Here is a 25,309-nt window from a genome sequence, read left to right on the forward strand (position 1 = left end):
CGGCGCGGCCGGCCGCGAGGACGCCGCGGCCTAGATGCAGGCGTCACGCCATGGGCGATAATGTCGCGCGAAACTCCCATGGACGCCCCGAAAAGGATCGCTGCATGAAGCGCGTCACCGCCGCCGTCTGCGTGTTGGCCCTGGCCCTGGCGGCCTGCAAGAAGGAAGCCGACACGCCCGCCACCAGCCAGTCGGCCGCGCCGGCGCCGACCGCGGCGTTGCCGGCGCCGGTGGCCGACGCCGCCGATGCGCCGGTCGAGCTCAAGGAAGTGGTCGAGACCACGCCCGGCTACGTGGTCGGCATCACCTACACCACCCAGGCGGCCAAGTACCCGGGCCTGGCGCGCGAGCTCAAGCGCTATGCCGACGGCGCCCGCGCCGAACTCATCGACGCCGCCAACGGCCGCACCGCCAAGGACAACCCCTCGCCGTACGAGCTGTCGCTGACCTTCGACGACGTGGTCGACACGCCCGAGCTGGTCGCGGTCTCCGCCGACGGCAGCAGCTACACCGGCGGCGCCCACGCCGCGCCGCTGATCGCCCGCTTCGTCTGGCTGCCGCGGCAGAACAAGCTGCTGACCGCGCAGGAGCTGATCCCGGACAAGAGCGGCTGGGCCGCGGTCTCGCAGTACGTGCGCGAGCAGCTGCACTCGGCGTTGTCGCAGCGCATCGACGCCGACGACCTGGCTCCGGCGGTACGCGCCGAACAGATCGAGACCGGCGGCCGCATGATCGACGACGGCACCGGCGCCGACCCGGCCAACTTCGCCATGTTCGAGCCGGTGCGCGGCGCCGACGGCAAGCTCAGCGCGCTCAAGTTCGTGTTCGCGCCGTACGAAGTCGGCCCGTACTCGGACGGCACTCAGACAGTGGAAGTGCCGGCCGCGGTGTTGTTGCCGCATCTGGCCCCGGCCTATCGCGGGCTGTTCCTCGGCGGCGTCTGAGCCGCCGCGCAGGGCCTTCGGGCCCATGAGCGACGCGTGGGAGCTTTTGTGGGAGGGCCTTCAGGCCCGACGCTTTTGTTCCAAATAGCCGCGACCTGAGCGAAAAGCATCGGGCCTGAAGGCCCTCCCACAGAAGAGCCGCATCGCTGCGGCAACGCAGCGTTCGCCGCAGGCGACCGAATCGGCATCGCGCGCCGGCGCGGCTTTGCTATCGTCGATCCGCGGCGCGACGGACGCGCCGCAGGCGGCCCGCAGCGGGTCGCCAGCCGTCTCAGGACGAGCGTGACGGGCGCACGACGACGCGTCGTCCGAGTCCGCACTCCACATCAGCAGGTCGAGCATCCTCCGGGCGCCCCCGCCCCGAGCACGAGGTCGCCATGTCGCTTGCGTCGCTGCACAAACGGGTCGAAGGATTGCTGGAACAGGCCGACGTGCGCGTCGGCGGCGACCGGCCCTGGGACCTGCAGGTCGAGGACGAGTCGTTCTATTCGCGGGTGATCGCGCAGGGCTCGCTCGGCCTGGGCGAGACCTACATGGACGGCGCCTGGCATGCGCGGTCGCTCGACGGCTTGCTGGAACGGCTGATGCGCGCGCACATCGACGAACAGGTGCACGGCTGGGCGGCGATCCTCGACGGCCTGCGCGCGCACCTGATCAACCTGCAGAGCCACCGCCGCAGCTTCACCGTCGGCGAACGCCACTACGACCTGGGCAACGATCTGTACCGCGCGATGCTCGGCAAGCGGCTGGTCTACAGCTGCGGCTATTGGCGCGATCGCAACGGGCAGGCGCTGCACGACCTGGACTCGGCCCAGGAAGCGAAGCTGGACTTGGTCTGCCGCAAGCTGCGGCTCAAGCCCGGCATGCGCGTGCTCGACATCGGCTGCGGCTGGGGCGAGGCGCTGAAGTTCGCCGCCGAGCGCTACGGCATCGTCGGCGTCGGCGTGACCGTCTCGCACGAGCAGGCCGAGTTCGCGCGCGAGCTGTGCCGTGGGCTGCCGGTGGAGATCCGCCTGCAGGACTACCGCGACCTGGACCAGCGCTTCGACCGGATCTTCTCGCTGGGCATGTTCGAGCACGTCGGGGTCAAGAACTACGCCGCGTATTTCGACGTCGCCCGGCGCTGCCTGGACCGCGCCAGCGACGACGGCGGCCTGTTCCTGCTGCACAGCATCGGCGGCAACAAGTCGGTGAGCCACACCGACCCGTGGATCGCCAAGTACATCTTCCCCAACTCGATGCTGCCCTCGGCGCGGCAGATCGCCGAGCACGCCGAAGACCGCTTCGTGATCGAGGACTGGCATAACTTCGGCGCCGACTACGACCTGACCCTGCAGGCCTGGCGCGACAACGTCGAAGCCGCCTGGGACCGGCTCGATGCGCGCTACGACGAACGCTTCCGGCGGATGTGGCGGTTCTACCTGGCCGCGTCGATGGCGACCTTCCGCACCCGGCATGCGCAGCTGTGGCAGTTGGTGCTGTCGCCGGACGGGGTGCCCGGTGGGTACGTCGCGCCGCGTTGAACGCGAGAAAATAGCGAAGAGGAGTGAGCGAAAGCGGCTTTCGCTCATTCCTCGCTCCTCTGCGCTCACTCCTGGCTACTGTTCCTGCGCCAGCTTCGAATGGCGGATGCCGTAGGCGAAATACACCAGCAGCCCCAGCGACACCCAGATCAGGAAGATCAGCCAGGTGATCGCCGCCAGCTCGGCCAGCAGCCAGATCGAGAAGGCGATGCCGACGATCGGGATCAGCGGCACCAGCGGGGTGCGGAAGCTGCGTTCCAGGTGCGGCTTGCGCACGCGCAGCACCCACACCGAAGCGCAGATGATGATGAAGGCCGAGAGCACGCCGATGTTGACCAGCTTGGCGACCTCGCCGATCGGCAGGAAGCCGGCGACCAGCGCGGTGAACACGCCCAGCGCGACGGTGGGGCGGTGCGGGGTGCCGTACTTCGGGTGGATCTTGGCGAACCAGCCCGGCAGCAGGCCGTCGCGCGAGAGCGAGAACCAGATGCGCGCCGCGCCGAGCATGAAGGCGAACAGCACGCTGGCGATGCCGACCACGGCCGAGAACGCGATCGCCTTGGCGATCCACGGCAGGCCCAGCGCGGCGAAGGCGTCCGACACCGGCGCGTCGCCGCCGAGGGTGGAGTAGTGGGCGATGCCGGTCAGCACCAGCGACACCGCCAGGTACAGCACCATCGACACGCCCAGCGACAGCAGCACCGCGCGCGGCAGGTCGCGCTGCGGGTTCTTGGATTCCTCCGCCGCGGTGGTCAGGGTGTCGTAGCCGAACACGGCGAAGAACACCACCGCCGCGGCGGTGCCGACGCCCTTCCAGCCGAAATGGCCGACGCCGTCTTCGCCGACGATGCGCTCGGGAATGAACGGCACCCAGTTGGCGGTGTTGATGTAGAACACGCCCACGCCGATCACCAGCACCACCGCCAGCACCTTGATCGCCACGATCAGGGTGTTGAAGCGCGCGCCCCATTCGGTGCGGAACACCAGCAGCGCCGAGACCGCGAGGGTGACCGCGGCGGCGATGACGTTGAACACCCGGCCCTCGCCGGTGCCGTAGGCGCCCTGCGCCCACACCGGCAGGTGGATGCCGGCGCCTTCCAGCAGCACCTGCACATAGCCGGACCAGCCGATCGCCACCACCGCCACGATCAGCGCGTATTCCAGCAGCAGGTCCCAGCCGATCAGCCACGCCGCCAACTCGCCGAGGGTGGCGTAGCTGTAGGTGTAGGCGCTGCCGGTGACCGGGATCATGCCGGCGAACTCGGCGTAGCACAGCGCCGCGGCGGCGCTGGCGATGCCGGCGATCAGGAAGGCCAGGGCGACTGCGGGGCCGGCGTTGGTGGCGGCCTCGTGGCCGGCGAGCACGAACACGCCGACGCCGATGATGCCGCCGATGCCGATGGCGGTGAGCTGCCAGAGCCCGAGCACGCGGCGGAAGTCCGAGCGCTTGCCGGCCTCCGCCTGCAGTTGTTCCACCGACTTGTGCCGCAGGATCTTGGCGACCAGGCTCATCGAGCGCTCCGATACGAATGACCGCCGAATCATAGCGGCTGCGCGGGCCGGCGGCGGACGCCGGCGCATGGTCGGCCGGCGCGGCGGCGCGGCGGCGGGGTTCACGCCGCGGCCGGCCGGTCGTTATCGCAATCGAGGCGTCCGCCGTGGGCGGCGCCGGACCCCGCCGCCGCCGTCGCGCGGCGGTCGCCGATCGCGCGCCGCCAGGAGTGCCCGCATGCCGTACGAGTACCAGAACGACGTCAACCCGAAGAAGATCCAGAAGCTCGCCGACCCCGAACAGGCCCAGGCGGTGTTGCAGACCGTCTCGACCCTGGCCGGGATGACCGAGCCGGTCGACGGCGACCAGGTCAACCAGTGGCTGGGGTTGCTCGCCGACGCGCCGATCGTGGCGCAGAAGGTCAAGAGCAGCCACGACATGATCGAGATCTATCCGGGCGGCAAGCGCGAGCCGGACCGGATCTTCATGACCGTGGACGACGGCAAGGTGACCATCGTCGCGGTCGGCGCGGCCAGCCACTGAGCTTGCAGGGGCGTCGGCGCGGGGCGGCGGGCGGGTGGCCGGTCCGCCGCCCCGCGCGGCGTTCGCGGCTGTTTGCGCGCAAGGATGGGTTTGCGCTCGCAGGCCAGCGGACGGGCCGGGCGGCGGTGGAAGGCCGGCACGTAGCCTGGCCGGGCCGCGCGCGACGCGTCTGGCCGGACGGCAGCGCCGCCGGCGGCGACCGCGCCGCTCTTGCGCTGTGTTCGAGCTGCTCTCGCGCTGCTCTTGGCCGCGGCGCCGGCAGCTCCTAGGCTGTGCGCTTCCCCCGCGCCGGCAGGAGGCCGCGCCGCGCATGGCCATCGCAAGCAAGGGCAGCCGCCGCATCGTCGTCGACGGACAGGCGTACCGCTGGGCGGTCCGGCCGCGGCCGACCTACGCCCAGGGCCTGGGCGCGGCGCTGACGTTCGCGGTGCAGCAGGTCGGGGCCGGCGAGGGCCAGATCCTGCACGTCGTCGCGGCCGCGGCGCGGCCGGACCATTGGCTCGGCGAGCCGGTAACCACGATCGCGCCGGCGCAAGTGGCCGCGGCGATTCGGCTAGGCCTTGAAGCGGGCTGGGCGCCGGCCGCGCCGGGATCGGCGTTCGAGCTGCGTCTGCCGGCGCAGTGAGGCGGGTCGGGTGAGCCCGTCCTGCTGCGCGCAAGCGGCGCGCGTCGGCTGCGCCCGCCGCACGCTCCAAGCGGGCCCGCGCGCGCTGGCCTCGCGGCCGCGGCCGCGAGCGACCGCCCCAACGGCTGTCATCGGCGTCCGGCAGGCTGGGGCCACGGCCGCGTGGCCGTGCATCCCGCTTGCGTACGATCTAGGATTCCCCCGATGCCGCACCCGAACCTCCCGCGCCGCCCGCTGGCCGCGCTCGCGCTGCTGTTGTTCGCCGCCGCCGCCGGCGCCGCCGCGCCCGAACGGAAGCCGTCCATGCCCCACGCTTCGCCTCCGACCTCCGCCGCGCCGGGCCAGCAGGGCCTGATCGTGATCGCCCACCGCGGCGCCAGCGGCTACCGCCCCGAGCACACCCTGGAGGCCTACCGGCTGGCGATCGCCCAGGGCGCGGACTTCATCGAGCCGGATCTGGTCGCCACCCGCGACGGCGAACTGGTGGTGCGCCACGAGAACGAAATCTCCGGCACCACCGATGTCGCCGCGCATCCCGAATTCGCCGACCGCAAGACCACCAAGACCATCGACGGCGAGTCGCTGACCGGCTGGTTCACCGAGGACTTCACCCTCGCCGAACTCAAGACCCTGCGGGCCAAGGAGCGCATCCCGCAGGTGCGTCCCGGCAACACCCGTTACGACGGCCAGTTCCCGATCGCGACGCTGAAGGAAGTGATCGCGCTGGCGAAGCAGGAGAGCCGCGACGGCCGGGTCGTCGGCATCTATCCGGAAACCAAGCACCCGACCTGGTTCGCCAGCGAGGGCCGGCACCTGGACGGCAGCCGGATCGGGATCTCGCTCGGCCAGAAGCTGGTCGACACCCTGGTCGCCGAGGGCTTCACCGATCCGCGTCGGGTCTATATCCAGAGCTTCGAGGTCGGCAACCTGATCGAGCTCAAGCAGCGCATCCTGCCCAAGGCCGGGATCGACCTGCCGCTGGTGCAGCTGTACGGCGATTTCGAGCGCGACACGCCGTACGACATCGTCTACAACCGGCGCAGCGGCGCGGATCTGGCGCGCATCTACGGCGACCTCGCCCAGGCCATCCCCGGCGGCCTGGCCGCGGCCCGCTACGGCGCGCTGACCGAACCGGCGGCGCTGCGCTGGATGCAGGCGCACTACGCGTCCGGCCTGGGCCCGTACAAGGCCAGCCTGATCGAGCGCGCGCCGTTGCCGGCCAAGCGCGACGCCGACGGCGACGGCCATGCGCTGCTGGCCACGCGCAACACCGGGATCGTCCACCCCGTGCTCGCGCGCGCGCTGGCGCTGGGCCTGCAGGTGCATCCTTACACCGTGCGCGCCGAGGAGCCGTTCCTGACCCAGACCGCCAACGGCATCGACCAGAGCGCGCTCGGCGAAGCGCTGCAGCTATACGGGTTGGGCGTGCAGGGCTTCTTCATCGACAACCCCGACATCGGCGTGGCCGCGCGCAACCTGTTCCTGGAACAGAGCAAGATCGCCCCGATCGCGAAGTAAAGCGGTAAGCCCCTGCAGGAGCGGCGCAAGCCGCGACCGCGACAAACCAACTACGCCGGAACTTGCGCCGCGGTTGCGTTGCCGCGGTCGCGGCTTGCGCCGCTCCTACAGGAAGTGGCCGCGGCTACGCCAGGGCGGCATCGAGCGTTTCGCCGCAGTCGGCTTCCAGCTTCAAGGTCGCGATGGCGTCGGCGCGGGTCACGCCGCGGTTGAGCAGCGCCAGCGGCAGCCCGGCTTCGCGCGCGGCGCGGGCGAAGCGGAAGCCGGAATAGACCATCAGCGAGGAGCCGACCACCAGCATCGCGTCGGCCTGCGCCAGCGACTGCTGCGCGGCGGCTACGCGCGCGCGCGGCACGTTCTCGCCGAAGAACACCACGTCGGGCTTGAGCAGGCCGCCGCAGGCGGCGCAGGGCGGGACTTGGAAGCGTTCGAACGCCAGCCCTTCCAGGTCGGCGTCGCCGTCGGGCAGGGCGGCGGCGTCGAGGTCGCGCCAGTCCGGATTGCGCTGCGCCAGTTCCTCCTGCAGCTGCGCGCGCGGGCGGCGCGCGCCGCAGTCCAGGCAGACGACTTCGTCGAGGCGGCCGTGCAGATCGACCACGTCGAGGCTGCCGGCGCGGCTGTGCAGCGCGTCGACGTTCTGGGTGACGAGCGCATGCGCGGGCTCGCGCTGCTGCCAGCGCGCCAGCGCGCGGTGGCCGGCGTTGGGCTGGGCGCGGTCGAACGAGGGCCAGCCGACGAAGCTGCGCGCCCAGTAGCGCGAGCGCGCGCGGGCATCGCCGGTGAAGGCGCGAAAATCGATCGGCGGCTTGCGCTGCCAGGCGCCGCTCTCGTCGCGGTAATGCGGAATGCCCGAACCGGTGCTGATGCCCGCGCCGGTCAGCACGAACACGCGGCGGTGCGGGCGCAGCCAGTCGCGCAGGCGTTGGGCGGCATCGTCGGTGGCGGGGGCTTGGGCGGTCATGCGCGGGCAGGGGCGTGGCGGTGGGCTGAGCAGGAAATGGGTGCGGCCGGGGGCCAATCCAAGATCGGTCCGCGGGCGGTGCGGGACGCGCCGGCCTAGAGTTCGAGCCGATGCAGGATCCGGATCGGCCCGAGCTGCGCGCGTTCGTCCGCGCTCAGGTCCGGCGAGTCGTCGTAGAACCGGCTGTGGTAGTCGTCGCCCAGATAGGCCTGGCCGCGGTCCCAGACCACGCACCAGCCCGGCGCCTGGGTGGGCCCGTGGCGGGTGCCGTCGCAGACGCTGCGGCAATCCAGCGCCAGCGACAGCGTGCGCGCGATCGCCAGGCCCAACTCGTAGTCGTCGCCGCCGGCCAGGTTGGTGGCGTGCAGGGCGAACGGAAACTCGCTGGCGTTGCGATGCAGCTGCACGAACACCACGCCGGCGCAGTCGTCGTCGAACTCGCCCCAGCGCAGCCGTGCCTGCGGCGCGTGCGCGGCGAACGCCGCTGCGACCGCGTCGGGGTGGGGCTGTGCGGACAGGCCGATGTAGAACATGCGGGCTCGGCGCTCGGGATTCGGGGGGCGGATGTAGCAGACGCCAAGCCCGGTCGCTTTGCAAACGCACAGGGCTTGCCTGCGACCGCTGAACCGCGGCTCCTGATTCCTGATTCCAAACAAAAAGGCCGCCCGGATCGCTCCGGGCGGCCTGGCTTCCCGCGCGCGGGGCGCTCGCGGGTCGCCGGGGGGAGGTCCCAGTGATGCTCAGCGATGCGGCGACGGCGCGCGTCCTGCGGCCGTCGCGCTCACCACACGATGCCGGCGCCGACGGTCACGCCGACGTCGCCCTTGGAGTTGCTGTTGCCCGACAGCTTGTACACGTAGCGCCCGTCCTCGCTGATGGTGGAGATGCCGACGGCGAAGCCGCTTTCGCCGCGGAAACTGCTGGCGGCGATCGCCGCCATGCTCTTGCCCGGCATGTACGACTGCGGCAGGCCGGCCACCGCCATCGCCGAAGCGACGCCGGCGCTGGCCTTGTCGTCGAGCTGGCCGATGTCGCGGCGCAGTTGGTTGCCCCAGTGGTCGGTGTACTGGTTGGAGGTGTTGATCGCGCGGTTCACCCCGTCGTTGAGTTGCTGCACGTTGACCGCGTCGGTGTTGGCAGTGCCGGCGCGGACGTTGCGCACGGTCACCGCCGCGCCGCCGTTGTTGAGCGTGACTTGGGTGGTGTTGACGCTGCCGTCGGGATTGCCGTCGTAGCGCACGGTGCCGGACTGCGAAGCCTTGAGCTGGGCGAGGTTGACCGCGTCGTTGTCCTGGGTGCCGGCGGCGACGTTGACCACCTGGCGCTGCTGGCTGGCGTTGCCCACCGACACGCTGTCGGCGCGGTCGGCGACCGCGCCCTGGCCCAGCGCGACCGCGCCGGACGCGGTCGCGCTGGCGCTTTCGCCGACCGCGACGGCGTTGGTCGCGCCGGCGGCGATGCTCGAGTTCGCGCCGACCGCGGTGCTGCCGTCGGCGTTCACTCGCGCGTTGCCGCCGACCGCGGTGTCGTTGGCGCCGGCCGCGTAGCTGTCGCCGCCGATCGCGGTGGCGCGGTTGCCGCCGGCGCTGGCGCTGGCGCCGACCGCGACCCCGCGCGAACCGGCCGCGACCGAGGCGTTGCCGGTGCCGTCGATGGCCACGCGCGGATCGGGCGTGGTCGCCGGCGGCAGGTTGTCGATGCGGTTGTTGAGGTTGGTCAGGCTGGCGTCGACCGCGGCGAAGGCGGCGCCGATGTTGCTGTAGCCGGCGCCTTGCACGGTGTAGTTCGGCGCGCCGAAGCTGCCGGCGTTGAACAGCGAGCCGCCGCCGAAGACAGCGGCGATGGAGTCGCCCATCGTCTGGATCTGCCCGCCGTTGACCGCCTGCAGGCTGCCGGCGGCGATCTGCCCGGCGGCGAGGTTGTCGAGCACCGTGCCGGTGCCGGCCGGGCCGCGCAGGGTGATCGCGGCGTAGTCGGGATTGCCGCTGCCGTCGTCGTCGTACTGCACCGCGAACGCGTTGCTGGCGCTCTGGTTGCCGTCGAGCGCGCTCAGCGCCGCGCCGACGTCGTGGTACGCGGTGCCGCCGATGGAGTAGCTCGGCGCGGTGAAGGCCCCGCCGGCGTTGAACGCCGCGCCGCCGCCGAACAGGCCGGCGACGCCGCTGCCGAGGTCGAACAGCTGCCCGCCGTTGACGGCCTGCAGGCTCGCGGCGGCGATCTGTCCGGCAGCGACGTTGTCGATCACGGTGCCGGTGCCGGCCGGCCCGCGCAGGGTGATCGCGGCGTAGTCCGGGTTGCCGGCGCCGTCGTCGTCGTACTGCACCGCGAAGGCATTGCCGGCGCTCTGGCCGTTGTCGAGCGCGCTCAACGCGGCGCCGACATTGGTGTAGGCATTGCCGCCGATGACGTAGTTCGGCGCGGTGAACGTGCCGCCGGCATTGAACGCGGCGCCGCCGCCGAAGATGTTGGCGATGCCAGTGCCGAGGTTGAAGAGCTGTCCGCCGTTGATCGCCTGCAGACTGTTGGCGGCGATCTGGCCGGCGGCGACGTTGCCGACGACGGTGCCGGTGCCGGCCGGCCCGCGCAGGGTGATCGCGGCGTAGTTGGGGTTGCCGGCGCCGTCGTCGTCGTACTGCACGGCGAAGGCGTTGCCGCTACTGAGGTTGCTGTCGAGCGCGCTCAACGCGGCGCCGACGTTGGTGTAGGCGTTGCCGCCTATGACGTAGTTCGGCGCGGTGAACGTGCCGCCGGCATTGAATGTCGCGCCGCCGCCGAAGATGTCGGCGATGCCGGTGCCGAGGTTGAACAGTTGGCTGCCGTTGATCGCCTGCAAACTGGCGGCAGCGATCTGCCCGGCGGCGACGTTGCCGAGCGTCGTACCGGTGCCGGCCGGCCCGCGCAGGGTGATCGCGGCGTAGTTCGGGTTGCCGGCGCCGTCGTCGTCGTACTGCACTGCGAACGCATCCGCATTTTGCGCGCCGAGGTCGAGCGCGGCCAACGCCGAGCCGACGTTGCTGTACGCGTTGCCGCCGATCACGTAGTTCGGCGCGGTAAAGGTCCCGCCGGCGTTGAACGCGGCGCCGGCGCCGAAGAGATTGGCGATGCCGGTGCCGATGCCGAACACCTGGCCGCCGTTGACCGCCTGCAAACTGCCCGCGGCGATCTGCCCGGCGGCGAGGTTGCCGAGCACGGTGCCGGTGCCGGCCGGCCCGCGCAGGGTGATTGCGGCGTAGTCCGGGTTGCCGGCGCCGTCGTCGTCGTACTGCACCGCGAACGCGTCCAGCGCCTGCGCATTGCCGTCGAGCGCGGCCAGCGCGGCGCCGACGTTGGCGTAGCCGTTGCCGGCGATGACGTAGTTCGGCGCGGTCACCGTACCGTCGGCCGCGACCGCGGCGCCGCCGCCCAGGCGCTGGGCGTTGGACTGGCTGATCGCGAAGGCCTGCGCGCCGTTGATCGCCTGGGTGCTGGCCGCGTTGACCGCGCCGGCGCGGACGTTGGCGAGGGTGGTGCCGCCGGCGCCCTGCAGGGTGACGCTCTGCAGGTTCGGCGAACCGCCGGCGTCGTCGTACTTGACCGCGAACGGATCGCTCGCGGCGGTGGCCAGCGCGCCCTGCAACTGGGCCAGGTTGACCGCGTCGGTGCCGACGCTGCCGGCGGCGACGTTGCTGAGCTTGCGGGTCGCGCCGGCCGCGCCGATCGACACTTCGCCGGACGAGGTCTGCGGCGCCGCCAGGCCGAACGCGGCGTAGCCGGTCTGCGCGCCGACCGCGGTCGAGGAACCCGCGCCGAGCGCCACGCTGTTGGCGTGGGTGGAGGTCGCGCCGAAGCCGAGGATGGTCTGGCGGTTGGCGTTGCCGAAGCTGTTGTCGCCGATCACCACCGAATTGCCGAGGCGCGCGGCGTAGTTGGTGTCCGGTCCGCCGGTGAAGCCGGCCGCGGCCGCGCTGATGGTGGGCAGCTGGTGGCGGGCGTTGGTGCCCATGACGATGGTGTTGGAGCCGTTGGCGTAGCTGCCGTCGCCGATCAGCACCTGGTTGTTCTGCGCGGCGTTGGTGCGCCAGGTGCAGGCCACGCCGATCACCACGCACGAGGCGTTGTTGTTGTTGCCGGTGTAGTTGCTGTCCTGGAACTGGATGTAGCTGTCGGAGTGCACCGCGCCGATCAGGGTGAGGTGGTTGGCGGGCTGGTTGCCGTCCAGGTCGACCGCGTTCGGCAACTGCACCAGGTTGAGGATCAGCGACAGGTAGGAGTAGTTGAAATTGGCGCGGTCGATGGTCAGGCAGCCGGTGCCGAGCAGGCCGCAGGACTGGTAGTCGTTGCCGAGCAGCCAGTTCTGCAGGTAGCCGAGCAGGCCGGGCAGGGTGTTGTTGAGCGCCGGCGGCGGCTCGATGATGCTCATCGGCGAGACCATGCCGCCGTCGAAGGCGCTGGCCGAACGCCAGGTGTCGCGGTTGGGGACGCCGTCGAACACCAGCGGCAGCAGCGGCGCGGGAGCGGCGAACGGATCGGCTTCGGCCAGCGCGCTGTCGCTGGATTCCTCGGCGCCGGTCATCGGCGCGGATTCGCCCAGTGCCGACGTCGCCTCGGCGTCGGCCGCGCCCGGTGCGGCCGCGGCGGCCGGACGCGCGAGCAGGGCCAGGGCGACGCAGCCGGCGAGCAGCGAGGCGCGCAGCAGCGCGGCGGCGCGGCGGCGGTCGGGGGTGGCGGGGGTGGCGGGGAAGGCACGGGTGTGACGCGGGTGGCGCAGTTGGCGCAGGGTCATGGCAGCCTCCGTCGGAATCGGCGCAAGCCGACCGGCATCGCAGGCGCCAGGCGCACAGCGCGGCCGCCTCGCGGCCGTCGTCGAAGTTGTCCTGAATCCCCCGATGCCGCGGTCGTCCGGGTTCGCTGGCGCGGACGACGCATCGGCGATTGCAGGCTAGGCAGCGCGCGCGGACAAAGCACTCATGCTGCTTCACCCTGGCTCACGTGTGATCACGTTGGCAGTCGCGCGGTGGGCGTGCGTGAGCGTGGGGATTGCGCGGGTGTCGGCTGCTGTTTCGCGCAGGGAAAGAGTTGCTGCGTCTCCCACCTGTCGTCATGCCCGCGAAGGCGGGCATCCAGGGCTTCATCGAGGCAGGACCGCGAGCCCCCAACGCACCGCACGCCCGAAACAGCGACGGCGGCCGCAGCCGCCGTCGTTCCGCGTCGCGATGGCGCGCGCCTCAGTTGCTCGCGCGCACGATCGTGCACAGGTAGCCCATCCCGCGCACCGCGCGCAGCGGCAACGGCAGCGGGCTCATCACCGCGACCTTCTTGCGCAGGCGGTAGATCAGCATCTCCAGCCGGTGCGGGTCGAAGTCGTAGACGTCGTTGGTCAGCGAGCCGATCAGGCTGTCGTGCGAGACCGGGTGGCCGCCGGCGCCGGTGTTGACCAGGCGCAGCAATACGCTGCGCTCGGGCGCGCTGAGGTCGATGCTGGCGCCGTCGGGCGTGCGCAGGGTCCAGCCGTCCAGGGCCAGTTCCCATTCGGCCTGGCCGCTGCCGGCGCGCGCGGGCAGCGCGCGCATGTGGTGTTGCAGGCTGTGCATGGCGGTCACCACCGTCGCCAGTCCGTCCAGGTCGACCGGCTTGCGGAAGCAGGCGTCGGCGATCTCGTGATAGCCGTCGGACGGGCCGCCGTAACCGGCTTCGGCGTCGAGCACGATGATGCCGATGTCCGAATGCTGGCGAAGGTGCAGGGCGACGTTGCGCGGATTGTCGTCGGGCAGGTCGCTGGCGATCACCGCGATGTCGCACGGCGCGCTCAGCAGGTTGCGGTACAGCGCGGTGGCGTTGGCGCACTCGACCACGGCGAACTGGCGGGTCAGCAGCGAATGCTGGATCTGTTGGCGCAGGTTCGGGTCGCGCTCGACCACGGCGACCCGGCGGCTGTTGCGGTGGTCGGCGCCGTTGAGGCCGGAGCCGGGGTGGACTGCTGAAATGGCGGCCATCCTGATGTCCCCTGTTGATCGAACTTCAAGCTGTTTTCTTAAGTAGAAACAGTGCCGTCGATATCCAATATCAGGTTAGTGGGGGTCCATTGGAATCTAATGTGACATAAATCTTTATTCGCCAAAAGTCCTCTAAAAACAGTCAATTAATGCTCAATATTTAGATCGTGATAACGCATTGAATGTGGCCCATGTGCGCTCCAACGCAAGAAGGGCGGCGCACCGGACACGGTACGCCGCCCTTCTTGCGCCGGGCCGGCGCAAGGCCGGTCCGGCGGGTGTCGCGTGGGTTTCGGGGCGTCCTCCAGGCCGGCCTCATGCCGGCCCGGAGAGACGACCGCCGCCCGGCTTACTTGGCCGGCTTGGCCGGCGCCGGCGCGGTCAAGCCGCGGCGTTCCAGCAGCGGCTGGATCTTCGGCTCGTGGCCGGCGAAGTCGCGGAACAGCTGCAGCGCGTCCTTGCTGCCGCCGCGCGAGAGCAGGGTGGCGCGGAAACGGTCGCCGTTTTCGCGGGTCAGGCCGCCGTGCTGCCTGATCCATTCCACGGTGTTGGCGTCGAGCACTTCCGACCAGATGTAGGCGTAGTAGCCGGCCGCGTAGCCGCCCATGATGTGGCTGAAGTACGGGGTGCGGTAGCGCGGCGGCACCGGCGGGTAGTAGATGCCGTCCTTCTTCAGCGAGGCGGTCTCGAACGCCATCACGTCCTTCGGCGCCGGCACCTGCGACACGTCGCCGATCTGGTGGTAGTTCTGGTCCAGCATCGCCGCGCCGAGGTACTCGGTGGTGGTGAAGCCCTGGTTGAACTTCGACGCCGCCAGCACCTTGTCGAGCAGTTCCTTCGGCATCGGCTGGCCGCTCTGGTAGTGCTTGGCGTAGTTGGCCAGCACCGACGGCCAGTCGGCCCACATCTCGTTGACCTGCGAGGGGAACTCGACGAAGTCGCGCGGCACGCTGGTGCCGGAGAAGTAGGGGTACTTCACGTCCGAGAACATGCCGTGCAGGGCATGGCCGAACTCATGGAACATGGTGGTGACCTCGTCCCAGGTCATCAGCGTCGGCTTGCCGGCCGGCGGCTTGGGGATGTTGAGGTGGTTTGCCACGATCGGCAGGGTGCCGAACAGCTCGGACTGCTCCACGTAGGAGTTCATCCACGCGCCGCCGCGCTTGGAATCGCGCGCGTACATGTCGGCGATGAAGATCGCCAGCTGCTTGCCGTTGGCGTCGTACACGTCGTAGACGCTGGTGTCGGCGTGGTACAGCGGCAGGTCGGTGCGCTGCTTGAACTTCAGCCCGTAGAGCTGGCCGGCGGCGTAGAACACGCCGTTCTCCAGCACGTTCTTCATCTCGAAGTAGGGCTTGAGCTCGGCTTCGTCGAACGCGAACTTCTCCTTGCGCACCTTCTCGGCGTAGAACGCCCAGTCCCACGGCTCGAGCTGGAAGCTCTTCTCGCCCTTGGCGGCCTGTTCCTTGTCGATCATCGCCTGCAGGTCGGCGGCTTCGCGCTTGGCGTTGGCGACCGCGGCCGGGGCGAGCTGGCCGAGCATCTTGTTGACCGCCTCGGGCGACTTGGCGGTCTCGTCTTCCAGCACGTAGGCCGCGTAGTTCGGGTAGCCCATCATCTTGGCGCGCTCGGCGCGCAGGCCCACCACCTTGGAGACGATGGCGGTGTTGTCGTACTGGTTGCCGCGGCTGCCGCGGATCACCGAGGCCTTGTGCAGCTTCTCGCGCAGGGCGCGGTTGGTCAGGTCGGTTTCCGGCGGCTGGCCGGTGGTGTTGAGCAGGGTCAGCAGGTACTTGTCCTTGAGGCCGCGCGCCTTGGCCGCTTCGGCGGCGGCGGCGATGCGCTCGTCGGACAGGCCGGCCAGCTCTTCCTTGGTGTCGACGACGATCGCCGATTCCTTGACCTCGGCCAGCACGTTCTGGCTGAACTTGGCGCCCAGCTCGGCCAGCTCGGCGTTGATCGCCTTGAGCTTGGTCTTCTGCGCTTCGGTCAGGTTGGCGCCGGAGCGGACGAAGTCGGAGTAGTAGCGCTCGATCAGGCGCACGCTTTCGGGGTCGAGGCCGAGCGAGGCGCGCTTCTCGTACAGGTCCTTGATCCGCGCGAACAGCTTCGGGTTCAGCGAGATCGCGTCGCGGTGCGCCGACAGCTTCGGCGCGTAGGTCTGCTGCAGCTTCTCGCGGGTCGGGTTGGTGTCGGTGCCGGTGAGGTTGAAGAAGGTCGAGATCGCGCGGGTCAGGATCTGGCCCGAGCGCTCCATCGCCAGGATGGTGTTGTCGAAGCTGGCCGGCTCGGGGTTGTCGGCGATCGCCGCGATTTCCTTGAGCTGGTCGGCCATGCCGCGATCGAAGGCCGGCGCGAAGTCGGCGTCCTTGATCTTGTCGAACTGCGGGTAGTGCAGCGGCAGCGGGCTGGCTTGGAAGAACGGGTTGGCGCTCGGCTGGGCGTTGGGGGCGGTCTGGGTCACGGCGGTTCCGGTCTTGGCCTGGGCCTGGGCATTGTGGGCCAGGCTGGGAAGGGTGGCGAACAGGGCCACGGCCAGCGCTGCGGCGAGCGGGTGCTTCATGTCTTCAACCTCGTCAAAGGGAACCCCGAAGCCTACCCCATGGGCCCGGGGCCAGCCCATGACGAAAGGCATAGACCGGCGCCGGCGCGGGCCGCGGCGCGGGCGAACCGGCAGATCGCGCATGACCAACCGCCCGGGCCGGCGCCGACCGGCGCGGTTTACACTCCGGGCACTTCACGCGGGAGCAGCGGATGAATCAGTCATCGCAAGGCGGCGCGGGCGCGCCGGTCGCGCAGGCGTTCGTGCCGATGATCCACGTCGCCAGCGTGGCGCGCTCGATCGGGTTCTACGAACTGCTCGGCTTCGCCGTCGGCAACGTCCACCGCGTGCCCGAATGCGGCGACGAGCCGGTGTGGGCCTGGATGCAAAGCCCCGCCGGCGCGCAGATGATGCTGGTGCGCGCGGACGGCCCGGTCGACGACGGCGTCCAGGCGGTGCTGTTCTACGTCTATTGCGACGATGTCGACGGCATGCGCGAACGCGTGCGCGCCGCCGGCTTCGAAGCCGGCCCGATGGGCTATCCGTTCTATCGACCGCGCGGCGAGTTCCGCTCGCGCGATCCGGACGGTTATGTGCTGATGATCACCCACAGCCAGGACGACTGAGCGCCTGCGCCGGTCCGTCGCGGCTTTCCCGTTTGCTTCCCCGATCTTCCACCGCAACACTCAGCCGAGTCCGTGCCGATGACCCTTGTGCGCCCGCGTAATCCCCGTCCGACCTCGATCGCCGCACGCAGCCTGGCCCTGGGCCTGCTGTTGAGCTTCAGCGCCAGCGCGCTGGCCGCCGAAACCACGCGTTACCTGGCCCTGGTCGACGGCGGCAAGCAGGCCGGCCAGCAAGTGGTGTCGGTCGCCGACGACGGCACCACCACGGTCGAGTTCGTGTTCAAGGACAACGGCCGCGGCCCCGAGCTGAAAGAGACCTACACCCTGGCCGAGGACGGCACCTACCGCACGTACTCGGTGACCGGCACCTCGACCTTCGGCGCCAAGGTCGAAGAAAGCTTCCAGCGCGACGGCGACCGGGTGCGCTGGAAGACCAAGTCCGACCAGGGCGAGATGCCGGTGTCGGGCACCGCGCTGTATTCGCCGCTCGGCGGCGCCCCGGCCGGGCTGTCGGTGGCGCTGGGCGCGCTGGCCAAGCGCAGCGACGGCCGGCTGCCGCTGCTGCCGGGCGGCAGCCTGAGCTCGCGCAAGCTCGGCGAGGCCAGCGTCGCGAGCGACGGCAAGCGCCAGACCGTGCAGTTGCTGGCGCTGACCGGCCAGGGCTTCACTCCGAACTTCGTCTGGGCCACGGTCGAAGCGCAGCCGCGCGTGTTCGCGCTGATCTATCCGGGCTTCCTGCAGTTGATCCAGGACGGCTGGCAGGCCAACGCCAACGACCTGGAAACCCGGCAGAAGGCCGCCGAGGGCGAGCTGCTGGTCGACCTGCGCAAGAAGCTCGGCCACGATTTCGCCGGCGCCACGCTGATCCGCGACGTGCGCGTGTTCGACAGCGAGAAGGCGGCGCTGGGCGCGCCGACCGACGTGCTGGTGCGCGACGGCAGGATCGTCTCGGTCGGCAAGGCCGGCAAGGACGTGCAGGCCGCGCGCACCGTCGACGGCAAGGGCAAGACATTGCTGCCGGGGTTGTTCGACATGCACGGCCACGTCTCGCGCTGGGACGGCGGGCTCAACATCGCCGCCGGCGTGACCACGGTGCGCGACATGGGCAACGACAACGCGACGCTGCAGCAGATGATCGGCGAGATCCAGGGCGGCACGCTGATGTCGCCGAACGTGGTCCCGGCCGGCTTCATCGAGGGCGAGAGCGACTACTCCGCGCGCAACGGCTTCGTGATCAAGAACCTCGACGAAGCCAAGAAGGCGGTGGACTGGTATTCCGAACACGGCTACCCGCAGATCAAGATCTACAACTCCTTCCCCAAGGCGGTGCTGCGCGACACCGTCGCCTACGCCCACGGCAAGGGCCTGCGGGTGAGCGGCCACGTGCCGGCGTTCCTGCGCGCGCAGGACGTGGTCGACCAGGGCTTCGACGAAATCCAGCACATCAACCAGTTGATGCTGAACTTCTTCGTCGACGACAAGACCGACACGCGCACGCTGCAGCGCTTCTATCTCGTCGCCGAGAAGACCGCCGACCTGGACCTGGATTCCAAGCCGGTGCAGGACTTCATCCAGACCCTGGCGAGCAAGAAGATCGCGATCGACCCGACCCTGGCGACCTTCGAGTTCCTGCACCAGCGCGAGGGCGAGCTGTCGCCGATCTTCACCGCGGTCGACACCCACCTGCCGCCGGACGTGCAGCGCGGCCGCCGCGCGGCGGAGATGAACATCCCCGACGACGCGACCTGGCAGCGTTACAACAAGTCCTACGACAAGCTGGTCGAGTTCGTCGGCCGCGCCTACAAGGCCGGCGTGCCGCTGCTGGCCGGCACCGACGAAGTCCCCGGCTTCACCCTGCAGCACGAGTTGGCGCTGTACGTGCGCGCCGGCCTGACTCCGGCGCAGGCGCTGCAGGTGGCCACGCGCGACGCGGCCAAGGTCGCGCGGGTCGACGGCGACCGCGGCTCGGTCAGCGCGGGCAAGCGCTCGGACCTGATCCTGGTCGACGGCGACCCGACCCGCGACATCGGCGACATCCGCAAGATCTCGCTGGTGCTGCAAGGGCAGACCGCGTACTACCCGAGCGAGGTGTACGCCGAGCTGGGAGTGAAGCCGTTCGCGCCGGCGGCGAAGGTGACGGCGGCGAAGTAAGCGCGGTTGGCGTGCGCGGCGACAGCGTCGCTTTGCTTGCTCCCCGCGGCCCGATCCGGGCCGCGGCGGGGCAGGCGGCCGCGCGGCTGCAAGCAAGATCAAAATGGGTTCCGGCGTTCGCCGGAATGACGGAAGTGGGAGGCAGGAGGCAGCGCTAGCGCTGCCCGCCGCCGGCGGGTCCACTGGGAAGCCTGCGCTTAGGCCTTAGCCAAACCTGCGGCTAGGTCTAAGCCAAGCCTGCGCTTAAGCCTGCGGCCAAGGCCAAGCCTGCGGTTGGGTCTATCGCCAAGCCCGCGGCCAGGTCCACGCCAGCAGCCGTCGCCGCTGCCACGCCGTCATTCCGGCGAAAGCCGGAATCCATTTTGCCTTTCGCGTTGTCTTCGCCCCCGCAAGTCGCTGATCCGGCTCGGCTTTTCATCGCCCTCCGCCCGTTCGAGCACAGGCTCTTTAATGATTTGGTAACATTCGCGCCGTCAATGAGCCGACCACGGCGCGGGCCGATCCGCGTCACGACCGCCAAGGGGCGGTCCGATCGACCTTCGCCGTCCAGCGCTCGCGTCCCATCCCCCGAAGCCAGGGAGCGACGTCGCGGCGGTTTCCCAAGCACTGGCGCCCCATGCGCCGTCCACCGAGAAACCCGACCATGCCCAAGCACCTTGGTGCTCTCCGCCGCCGTACCCTGCGCAGCCACAAGCTCGCGCTCGCCGTCGGCCTGACCTTCGCCTCCTCCGTCGCCTTCGCCCAGGACGCCCAGCCCGCCGCCGCGGCGCCGGCCGAAGGCGAGGCCAAGACCCTCGACGCGCTGATGGTGACCGCCCAGCGCAAGGTCGAGCGCGCCAAGGACGTCCCGGTCGCGCTGACCACCGTCGATCGCGAGAAGCTGCACGTGCTCGGCTCCGGCGGCGGCGACATCCGCTTCCTGTCCGGCCGCCTGCCCAGCCTCAACATCGAATCCTCGTTCGGCCGTGCGTTCCCGCGTTTCTACATCCGCGGCCTGGGCAACACCGACTTCGACTTGAACGCGTCGCAGCCGGTGTCGCTGGTGTACGACGACATCGTGCTCGAGAACCCGCTGCTCAAGGGCTTCCCGGTGTTCGACCTGGAGAACGTCGAACTGCTGCGCGGCCCGCAGGGCACGCTGTTCGGCCGCAACACCCCGGCCGGCGTGGTCAAGTTCGAATCGGCCAAGCCGACCCGCGAGCTGACCGGCTACGGCCAGATCTCCTACGGCACCTACGGCACCACCAACTTCGAAGGCGCGATCAGCGGCCCGCTGAGCGAGAACTGGTCCGGCCGCGCCTCGGCGATGTACCAGCGCCGCGACGACTGGGTCGACAACACCAATCCCAACGGCCCCGACCGCAAGCTGGAGGGCTACGACGAGTCCGCGCTGCGCCTGCAGCTGCAGTACGACGGCAGCGACACCTTCCACGCGCTGTTCAACGTGCACGCGCGCCGCCTCAACGGCACCGCGCGCCTGTTCCGCGCGATGCTGTTCAAGAAGGGCACCAACGATCTGTTCGACGGTTTCGACGTCGACAAGGTCGGCATCGACGGGCGCAACTTCCAGAACCTCAAGACCCACGGCGCCAGCGCCAAGCTGAGCTGGGACCTGTCGAACGAACTGACCCTGTATTCGATCACCGGCTACGAGTCGGCCGAATCGCTGAGCCGCGGCGACATCGACGGCGGCATCGGCGCGGCGTTCCTGCCCGGCGGCAGCACCCCGGCCGGCATTCCGTTCACCGCCGAATCGGCCGACGGCTTGCCCGACCACCGCCAGTGGACCCAGGAATTCCGCCTGGAATCCAATTACAGCGGCCCGTTCAACTGGCAGGCCGGCCTGTTCTATTTCGACGAAGACATCACCGTCGACAGCCTCAACTACGACACCCTCGCCGGCGGCATCCAGGCCGGCCACGCCCAGCAGAAGCAGCGCAACAAGGCCTGGGCGGCGTTCGGCTCGGTCGAGTACGCGGTCACCGACCGCTTCAAGCTGCGCGGCGGCCTGCGCTACACCCAGGACGAGAAGGACTTCGCCGCCAGCGTGCTGCAGAGCGCGCCGTTCGGCGCGCCGGTGTCGGGTCCGTTCAAGGTCAAGACCGACGTCGACGACGTCAGCTGGGACGTCAGCGGCGTGTTCCAGGCGACCGACGAGATCAACCTCTACGCCCGCGTCGCCAAGGGCTTCCGCGCGCCGAGCATCCAGGGCCGCCTGCTGTTCCAGACCCCGCCGCAGCCCTCGGTGGCCGACGCGGAGAAGGTGATTTCGTACGAGGCCGGCATCAAGGCCGACCTGTTCGACAAGCGCGCGCGCCTGGGCGTGGCGCTGTTCCGCTACAACGTCGACAACCAGCAGATCAACGCCGTCGGCGGCGCGCTCAACCAGACCATCCTGCTCAACGCCGACAAGACCGTCGGCCAGGGCGTGGAAGTCGACTTCGACGCCTACGTGACCGACAACCTGATGGTGACCTTCGGCGCCAGCTACAACGACACCGAGATCAAGGACGCCAACCTGTTCGTGGCCCCGTGCGGCGGCGGCTGCACCGTCACCGATCCGCTGGTGGTGCGCAACGGCCAGACACTCGCGGCGATCGACGGCAACCCGCTGCCGCAGGCGCCCAAGTGGGTCTACAACCTGACCGCGCGCTACAGCGTGCCGCTGGCCAACGGCAACGAGTTCTACGTGTTCACCGACTGGGCCTACCGCAGCGAAGTGAACTTCTTCCTGTACGAGGCGCGCGAGTTCCGCGGCAAGTCGCTGACCGAAGGCGGCCTGCGCGTGGGCTACATGTGGGACAACGGCCGCTACGACGTGGCCGTGTACGGGCGCAACATCCTCGACGATGTGCGCGCGGTCGGCGGCATCGACTTCAACAACCTGGTCGGTTTCGTCAACGACCCGCGCATCGTCGGCGTGGAGTTCAAGGCGCAGTTCTGACCGCGTCCCGGCGTCCGCGAGCGATCGCATCGAACGGCCCGCTTCGGCGGGCCGTTTTTTTTGCGGGGACGGTATCCGCGAGGCCCGGCTCCGCTCTTGTGGGAGGGCCTTCAGGCCCGATGCCTTTCGCTCGGATCGCCGCGATCTGGCACAAGAGCATCGGGCCTGAAGGCCCTCCCACAAGAGCCCGCAACGGTCCTGCGGGAGCCGACTGCCGTCACCGAAGCGAACCGTGACCGCAGTGGCCGTCCGCGCGCCGCGCCGGGCGAAGCCCGCGCCGACGCGCTATCGTTGCGCCACCTCCCCAGCGAGCGCGAGCTTCGCCATGACCATCGCCTACGATTTCTCCGCCGTCGACATCGACGGCCGCGACCAGTCGCTCGACCGTTACCGCGGCAAGGTGCTGCTGATCGTCAACGTCGCCTCCAAGTGCGGTTTCACCCCGCAGTACACCGGCCTGGAAAAGCTGCAGCGCGACTACCAGAGCCGCGGCTTCGACGTGCTCGGCTTCCCCTGCGACCAGTTCGGCCACCAGGAGCCGGGCGACGAGGCCGAGATCAAGGAATTCTGCGCGCTGACCTACGACGTGAGCTTCCCGATGTACAGCAAGGTCGACGTCAACGGCGACAAGGCGCACCCGCTGTGGAAGTGGCTCAAGGACGAGAAGGGCGGCTTCCTCGGCATCGACGCGATCAAGTGGAACTTCACCAAGTTCCTGGTCGGCCGCGACGGCCGCGTGCTCAAGCGCTATGCGCCGACCGACAAGCCCGAGTCGATCGCGGCGGACATCGAGAAAGCGCTGGCGGCTTGACGCCTGTGGGACGGGCTTCAGACCCGACGCTTTTGTTGCCGATCGCCGCGATCCGAAACGAGAGCGGCGGGCCTGAAGGCCCTCCCGCCAGAGCTGGCGCCTGCTGCAAACCGCCATCCCCGCGAAGTCGGGGATCCAGCGACTTCAGCGAGATGCCTGGACGACGCCCTGGATGCCCGCTTTCGCGGGCATGACGGCAGGTGGGTTTCGTCGCGACTCCGCCAAACCGTCATCCCCGCGAAAGCGGGGATCCACAGACTTCAGCGTCATGCTTCGGTAAAACCCGGGATGCCCGCCTCCGCGGGCATGACGGCGGCCAGGCGCGACGCACGAAGGTTGCGCGCGCCCTGAAAACTTGCGCGCCTCAAGCCGGCTTCGGCGCCGGCGCCGAAGCCGGGCCCAAGCCCGCCGGCACGCGCCGCTTGCGCGCTTTCAAGCCGAAGCACGGCCGCAACAGCGGCACCCGCCGGACGATCTCGTGCAGCACGAAGCAGCCCGCCACCGTGCCGGCCAGCACGATCGCCGGTTCCGCGACCGCGCCGAACTTCAGCGGCAGGATCCAGTAGGCGATCATTACGATCAGGCTCTGGTGCAGCACGTACCAGGGATAGACCGCCTCGGTCGCCCACGGCAACCAGTGCAGCGGCCGGTTCAACAACTGGTGCGACCAACCGAGGATCGCGCACAGCGCGGTCCAGATATAGGCGCTGCGCAAGGTCCAGATCAGGTATTGCACGGCGTCGGGCACGTCTTCGGGCAGCAGCTTCAGCAGCGCGAGGTAGGCGGCGAACAGCAGCGGCGCCAAGGTCAGCGTGCGCCGGCGCAGCCGGGTCAGCTCGGCCCACAGGCCGGCGTCGTTGCCGAGCCAGTAGCCGTAGAGGAACACGGTGAAATAGATCGCGTGGCGATGCCAGTCGTGGATCAGGTCGCCGGTGTCCGCGAAGTGCGGCTGCAGCAGGATCGAGAACAGCGCCAGCGGCAACGCCGGCAAGACCAGCAGCGCCCAGCCGCGCAACGAGGCCAACGCGCCCTGCAGGCGCAGTCCGGCGCGGCTGCGCAGCAGCGGCAGCAACGCGGTCAGGACCACGGTGTAGACCCACAGGTAGGCCAGGTACCACAAATGGTTCCAGGTGAAGCCGTACTGCCAGCCGTCGAACGCGCCCTGCGGCCACGGCTTGAACTGGTAGTAGCGCAGCAGGAAGGCGCCGAAGCCGGGTTCGACCAGGCCGTTGGCCACGCCCTGGGCGTACGGCTGGATCGGCACCACGAACAGGCAGCCGAAGGTCAGCGGCAGCAGCAGGCGCCAGCTGCGCTGGGCCAGGAACCGGCCCGCGCCGGTGCCGCGCAGCAGGAAGTGCACCGACAGGCCGGAGATCAGGAAGATCAGATCCATGCGCCAGCGGTTGACCAGCAGCATCGGCCACTGCAGGCCCTCGGACAGGTGCGGGCTCTTGAGGTGCCAGCCCCAGTCGGCGACGTAGAGCATGGCGCAGTGGTAGAGGATCAGCAGGCAGAAGGCTAGGGCGCGCAGGGCGTCGATGTCGTAGCGGCGTTGCATGGTCGGTTCGCGCTGGGAGGAGGGACGAACCTTGCCGGTTCAATCACTTGCGTGGCGCGGCGGGGTGACCGGACGGGGCGCGGCGGGGACGGAACGCGGCCCGCGGGGACGATCGGTTGCCGTCCCGGGTCGTGCGCGGGCGAGAATGCGCGGCATGAACGCCGATGCTTCCGCGGCCCTCGCCGCCGTCCCGCCCGCCACCGCCGCCGAGCCCGAGCGCGGCGCCTGGGACCGCTATCGACCCTGGCGCCGGCCGGTCGAGATCGCTTTCTGGGTCGTGCTGTTCGCGATCAACGCCGCCGCCGGCACCCTGACTTCGATCATCGACATCCACCGCTACGGCCTGGACATCCCCGACTGGGCGCCGCTGGTGTGGGAGACCAGCAGTTGCGCGACCGCGCTGGCGCTGGTGCCGGCGCTGGTCTGGTTCACCCGCGCGGTGCCGCTGCAGCTCGACGGCTGGCGCCGGACGCTGGCCCTGCACCTGCTCGCCAGCGTGGTCTGGTCGGTCCTGCACGTGGTCGGCATGGTCGCGATCCGGCAGGCGGTCTACGCCAGCGTCGGCGAACGCTACGAACTGGGCGGCTGGGGCATCAACCTGGTCTACGAGTACCTCAAGGACGCGCGCTCCTACGGCTACATGGTGCTGTGGATCGAAGGCTACCGGCTGCTGCTGCGGCGCCTGCAGGGCGAAGCCAGCGTGCTGGCGCCGCCCGACGACCTGCCCGAGCCGGCCCAGCCCGAGCGCCCGGAGCGCTTCCTGGTGCGCAAGCTCGGCAAGGAGTTCCTGGTCGCGGCCAACGAAGTGGAGTGGCTGCAGGCGTCGTCCAACTACGTCAACCTGCGCGTGCGCGGCCGCGACTATCCGCTGCGCAGCACGATGGCGGCGATCGAGGGCCAGCTCGATCCGGGACGCTTCGCGCGCGTGCACCGCAGCTACATCGTGAACCTGGATTGCGTCGGCGAAATCGAACCGCTGGAGAGCGGCGACGCGCGCATCACCATGCGCGACGGTAGCCAGGTGCCGTGCAGCCGGCGTTATCGCGCGGCGTTGCGGCGCGAGCGGCGGGCGGGGTGAGCCGGCGCGCGGCGGGCGCAA

At 69.9% G+C, this 25,309-nt stretch carries 19 protein-coding genes and 4 pseudogenes; 13 read left to right on the forward strand and 10 right to left on the reverse strand.

From position 1 onward, the window contains the following. Positions 1-104 precede the first annotated feature (104 nt). Entirely contained in the window at positions 105-944 is an 840-nt protein-coding gene (locus RDV84_RS17015) for a DUF3298 and DUF4163 domain-containing protein (protein ID WP_057948044.1), read from the forward strand. Positions 945-992: 48 nt separating this feature from the next. Continuing rightward, entirely contained in the window at positions 993-1,043 is a 51-nt protein-coding gene (locus RDV84_RS26730) for a DUF6053 domain-containing protein (RefSeq protein WP_425608218.1), read from the forward strand. Here RDV84_RS26730 and RDV84_RS26735 read toward each other — a convergent pair. After that, a pseudogene (locus RDV84_RS26735) lies at positions 1,028-1,132 on the reverse strand (DUF6053 domain-containing protein); the annotation flags it as partial. The gene RDV84_RS26730 and the pseudogene RDV84_RS26735 sit on opposite strands and share 16 nt — an antisense overlap. 189 nt (positions 1,133-1,321) lie before the next feature. On the opposite strand from RDV84_RS26735, the gene cfa reads away from it, so the two are divergent. Next, the gene (gene cfa / locus RDV84_RS17025; protein ID WP_309151012.1) at positions 1,322-2,467 is read left to right on the forward strand and encodes a cyclopropane fatty acyl phospholipid synthase; all 1,146 of its coding nucleotides are present in this window, start codon (positions 1,322-1,324) and stop codon (positions 2,465-2,467) included. 75 nt (positions 2,468-2,542) lie between these two features. Here the strand turns inward: cfa and RDV84_RS17030 are convergent, their stop codons facing one another. Beyond that, positions 2,543-3,979, reverse strand: coding sequence for an amino acid permease (locus tag RDV84_RS17030; protein WP_309151013.1), 1,437 nt, complete (start codon positions 3,977-3,979; stop codon positions 2,543-2,545). A gap of 217 nt (positions 3,980-4,196) precedes the next feature. Between RDV84_RS17030 and RDV84_RS17035 the strand changes: the two genes are divergently transcribed. The 3 genes from RDV84_RS17035 (at position 4,197) to RDV84_RS17045 (ending at position 6,645) form a co-directional block, all read left to right on the forward strand. Continuing rightward, positions 4,197-4,502 carry a hypothetical protein gene (locus tag RDV84_RS17035; RefSeq protein WP_078999158.1) on the forward strand — a complete coding sequence of 102 codons (306 nt, stop codon included), beginning with the start codon at positions 4,197-4,199 and terminating at the stop codon, positions 4,500-4,502. Positions 4,503-4,812: 310 nt separating this feature from the next. Beyond that, complete coding sequence (locus RDV84_RS17040) at positions 4,813-5,127, forward strand: hypothetical protein (RefSeq protein WP_309151014.1); 315 nt, start codon at positions 4,813-4,815, stop codon at positions 5,125-5,127. A gap of 303 nt (positions 5,128-5,430) precedes the next feature. Beyond that, the gene (locus tag RDV84_RS17045; protein WP_078999211.1) at positions 5,431-6,645 is read left to right on the forward strand and encodes a glycerophosphodiester phosphodiesterase family protein; all 1,215 of its coding nucleotides are present in this window, start codon (positions 5,431-5,433) and stop codon (positions 6,643-6,645) included. Positions 6,646-6,769: 124 nt separating this feature from the next. Here the strand turns inward: RDV84_RS17045 and RDV84_RS17050 are convergent, their stop codons facing one another. The 5 genes from RDV84_RS17050 to RDV84_RS17070 form a co-directional block, all read right to left on the reverse strand. Continuing rightward, positions 6,770-7,606 (reverse strand): NAD-dependent protein deacetylase, encoded by an 837-nt coding sequence (locus RDV84_RS17050; RefSeq protein ID WP_057948037.1) that lies wholly within the window; start codon positions 7,604-7,606, stop codon positions 6,770-6,772. A gap of 95 nt (positions 7,607-7,701) precedes the next feature. Further along, the gene (locus tag RDV84_RS17055) at positions 7,702-8,139 is read right to left on the reverse strand and encodes a hypothetical protein (RefSeq protein WP_057948036.1); all 438 of its coding nucleotides are present in this window, start codon (positions 8,137-8,139) and stop codon (positions 7,702-7,704) included. Positions 8,140-8,387: 248 nt separating this feature from the next. Continuing rightward, complete coding sequence (locus tag RDV84_RS17060) at positions 8,388-12,368, reverse strand: YadA-like family protein (protein WP_309151015.1); 3,981 nt, start codon at positions 12,366-12,368, stop codon at positions 8,388-8,390. Positions 12,369-12,810: 442 nt separating this feature from the next. Beyond that, a complete protein-coding gene (locus tag RDV84_RS17065) occupies positions 12,811-13,578 on the reverse strand; it encodes a response regulator transcription factor (RefSeq protein WP_057948034.1) in 768 nt (255 codons plus the stop codon). 349 nt (positions 13,579-13,927) lie between these two features. After that, positions 13,928-16,141 carry a M3 family metallopeptidase gene (locus RDV84_RS17070; RefSeq protein WP_309151016.1) on the reverse strand — a complete coding sequence of 738 codons (2,214 nt, stop codon included), beginning with the start codon at positions 16,139-16,141 and terminating at the stop codon, positions 13,928-13,930. 191 nt (positions 16,142-16,332) lie between these two features. Between RDV84_RS17070 and RDV84_RS17075 the strand changes: the two genes are divergently transcribed. The 3 genes from RDV84_RS17075 to RDV84_RS17085 all read left to right on the forward strand — a co-directional run bounded on the left by RDV84_RS17075 (position 16,333) and on the right by RDV84_RS17085 (position 21,841). Then, the gene (locus tag RDV84_RS17075; protein ID WP_250449820.1) at positions 16,333-16,746 is read left to right on the forward strand and encodes a VOC family protein; all 414 of its coding nucleotides are present in this window, start codon (positions 16,333-16,335) and stop codon (positions 16,744-16,746) included. Between the two features lie 78 nt (positions 16,747-16,824). Then, positions 16,825-18,897 (forward strand): amidohydrolase family protein, encoded by a 2,073-nt coding sequence (locus RDV84_RS17080; RefSeq protein WP_309151017.1) that lies wholly within the window; start codon positions 16,825-16,827, stop codon positions 18,895-18,897. Positions 18,898-19,540: 643 nt separating this feature from the next. Then, complete coding sequence (locus RDV84_RS17085) at positions 19,541-21,841, forward strand: TonB-dependent receptor (protein ID WP_425606240.1); 2,301 nt, start codon at positions 19,541-19,543, stop codon at positions 21,839-21,841. Here RDV84_RS17085 and RDV84_RS26740 read toward each other — a convergent pair. Then, positions 21,825-22,010, reverse strand: a pseudogene (locus RDV84_RS26740) (DUF6053 domain-containing protein); the annotation flags it as partial. The gene RDV84_RS17085 and the pseudogene RDV84_RS26740 overlap by 17 nt on opposite strands. Here RDV84_RS26740 and RDV84_RS26745 point away from each other — a divergent pair. Together RDV84_RS26745 and RDV84_RS17090 are read left to right on the forward strand one after the other, a co-directional pair. Beyond that, a pseudogene (locus RDV84_RS26745) lies at positions 21,952-22,077 on the forward strand (DUF6053 domain-containing protein); the annotation flags it as partial. The pseudogenes RDV84_RS26740 and RDV84_RS26745 sit on opposite strands and share 59 nt — an antisense overlap. A gap of 89 nt (positions 22,078-22,166) precedes the next feature. Further along, the gene (locus RDV84_RS17090; protein ID WP_078999176.1) at positions 22,167-22,652 is read left to right on the forward strand and encodes a glutathione peroxidase; all 486 of its coding nucleotides are present in this window, start codon (positions 22,167-22,169) and stop codon (positions 22,650-22,652) included. Here RDV84_RS17090 and RDV84_RS26750 read toward each other — a convergent pair. Then, positions 22,582-22,743, reverse strand: a complete 162-nt coding sequence (locus tag RDV84_RS26750) for a DUF6053 domain-containing protein (protein WP_425606374.1) — start codon at positions 22,741-22,743, stop codon at positions 22,582-22,584. The genes RDV84_RS17090 and RDV84_RS26750 overlap by 71 nt on opposite strands. Between RDV84_RS26750 and RDV84_RS26755 the strand changes: the two are divergent. Then, positions 22,670-22,846 (forward strand): annotated as a pseudogene (locus tag RDV84_RS26755) (DUF6053 domain-containing protein); the annotation flags it as partial. The gene RDV84_RS26750 and the pseudogene RDV84_RS26755 overlap by 74 nt on opposite strands. Before the next feature lie 170 nt (positions 22,847-23,016). Here RDV84_RS26755 and RDV84_RS17095 read toward each other — a convergent pair. Continuing rightward, entirely contained in the window at positions 23,017-24,210 is a 1,194-nt protein-coding gene (locus RDV84_RS17095; protein ID WP_309151018.1) for an acyltransferase family protein, read from the reverse strand. A 154-nt stretch (positions 24,211-24,364) separates the two neighbouring features. Between RDV84_RS17095 and RDV84_RS17100 the strand changes: the two genes are divergently transcribed. Further along, positions 24,365-25,288, forward strand: coding sequence for a LytTR family DNA-binding domain-containing protein (locus tag RDV84_RS17100; protein ID WP_309151019.1), 924 nt, complete (start codon positions 24,365-24,367; stop codon positions 25,286-25,288). The last annotated feature ends 21 nt before the right edge of the window (positions 25,289-25,309 follow it).

The sequence above is a fragment of the Lysobacter yananisis genome (genome assembly GCF_031199375.1).
GTDB lineage: Bacteria > Pseudomonadota > Gammaproteobacteria > Xanthomonadales > Xanthomonadaceae > Lysobacter > Lysobacter yananisis.

Bases quoted from the DNA above. Each gene is read 5' to 3' on its own strand.
- RDV84_RS17015 (WP_057948044.1), top strand. From the start codon at position 105: ATGAAGCGCGTCACCGCCGCCGTCTGCGTGTTGGCCCTGGCCCTGGCG.
- cfa (WP_309151012.1), top strand. From the start codon at position 1,322: ATGTCGCTTGCGTCGCTGCACAAACGGGTCGAAGGATTGCTGGAACAG.
- RDV84_RS17030 (WP_309151013.1), bottom strand. From the start codon at position 3,979: ATGAGCCTGGTCGCCAAGATCCTGCGGCACAAGTCGGTGGAACAACTG.
- RDV84_RS17035 (WP_078999158.1), top strand. From the start codon at position 4,197: ATGCCGTACGAGTACCAGAACGACGTCAACCCGAAGAAGATCCAGAAG.
- RDV84_RS17040 (WP_309151014.1), top strand. From the start codon at position 4,813: ATGGCCATCGCAAGCAAGGGCAGCCGCCGCATCGTCGTCGACGGACAG.
- RDV84_RS17045 (WP_078999211.1), top strand. From the start codon at position 5,431: ATGCCCCACGCTTCGCCTCCGACCTCCGCCGCGCCGGGCCAGCAGGGC.
- RDV84_RS17050 (WP_057948037.1), bottom strand. From the start codon at position 7,606: ATGACCGCCCAAGCCCCCGCCACCGACGATGCCGCCCAACGCCTGCGC.
- RDV84_RS17055 (WP_057948036.1), bottom strand. From the start codon at position 8,139: ATGTTCTACATCGGCCTGTCCGCACAGCCCCACCCCGACGCGGTCGCA.
- RDV84_RS17060 (WP_309151015.1), bottom strand. From the start codon at position 12,368: ATGACCCTGCGCCAACTGCGCCACCCGCGTCACACCCGTGCCTTCCCC.
- RDV84_RS17065 (WP_057948034.1), bottom strand. From the start codon at position 13,578: ATGGCCGCCATTTCAGCAGTCCACCCCGGCTCCGGCCTCAACGGCGCC.
- RDV84_RS17070 (WP_309151016.1), bottom strand. From the start codon at position 16,141: ATGAAGCACCCGCTCGCCGCAGCGCTGGCCGTGGCCCTGTTCGCCACC.
- RDV84_RS17075 (WP_250449820.1), top strand. From the start codon at position 16,333: ATGAATCAGTCATCGCAAGGCGGCGCGGGCGCGCCGGTCGCGCAGGCG.
- RDV84_RS17080 (WP_309151017.1), top strand. From the start codon at position 16,825: ATGACCCTTGTGCGCCCGCGTAATCCCCGTCCGACCTCGATCGCCGCA.
- RDV84_RS17085 (WP_425606240.1), top strand. From the start codon at position 19,541: ATGCCCAAGCACCTTGGTGCTCTCCGCCGCCGTACCCTGCGCAGCCAC.
- RDV84_RS17090 (WP_078999176.1), top strand. From the start codon at position 22,167: ATGACCATCGCCTACGATTTCTCCGCCGTCGACATCGACGGCCGCGAC.
- RDV84_RS17095 (WP_309151018.1), bottom strand. From the start codon at position 24,210: ATGCAACGCCGCTACGACATCGACGCCCTGCGCGCCCTAGCCTTCTGC.
- RDV84_RS17100 (WP_309151019.1), top strand. From the start codon at position 24,365: ATGAACGCCGATGCTTCCGCGGCCCTCGCCGCCGTCCCGCCCGCCACC.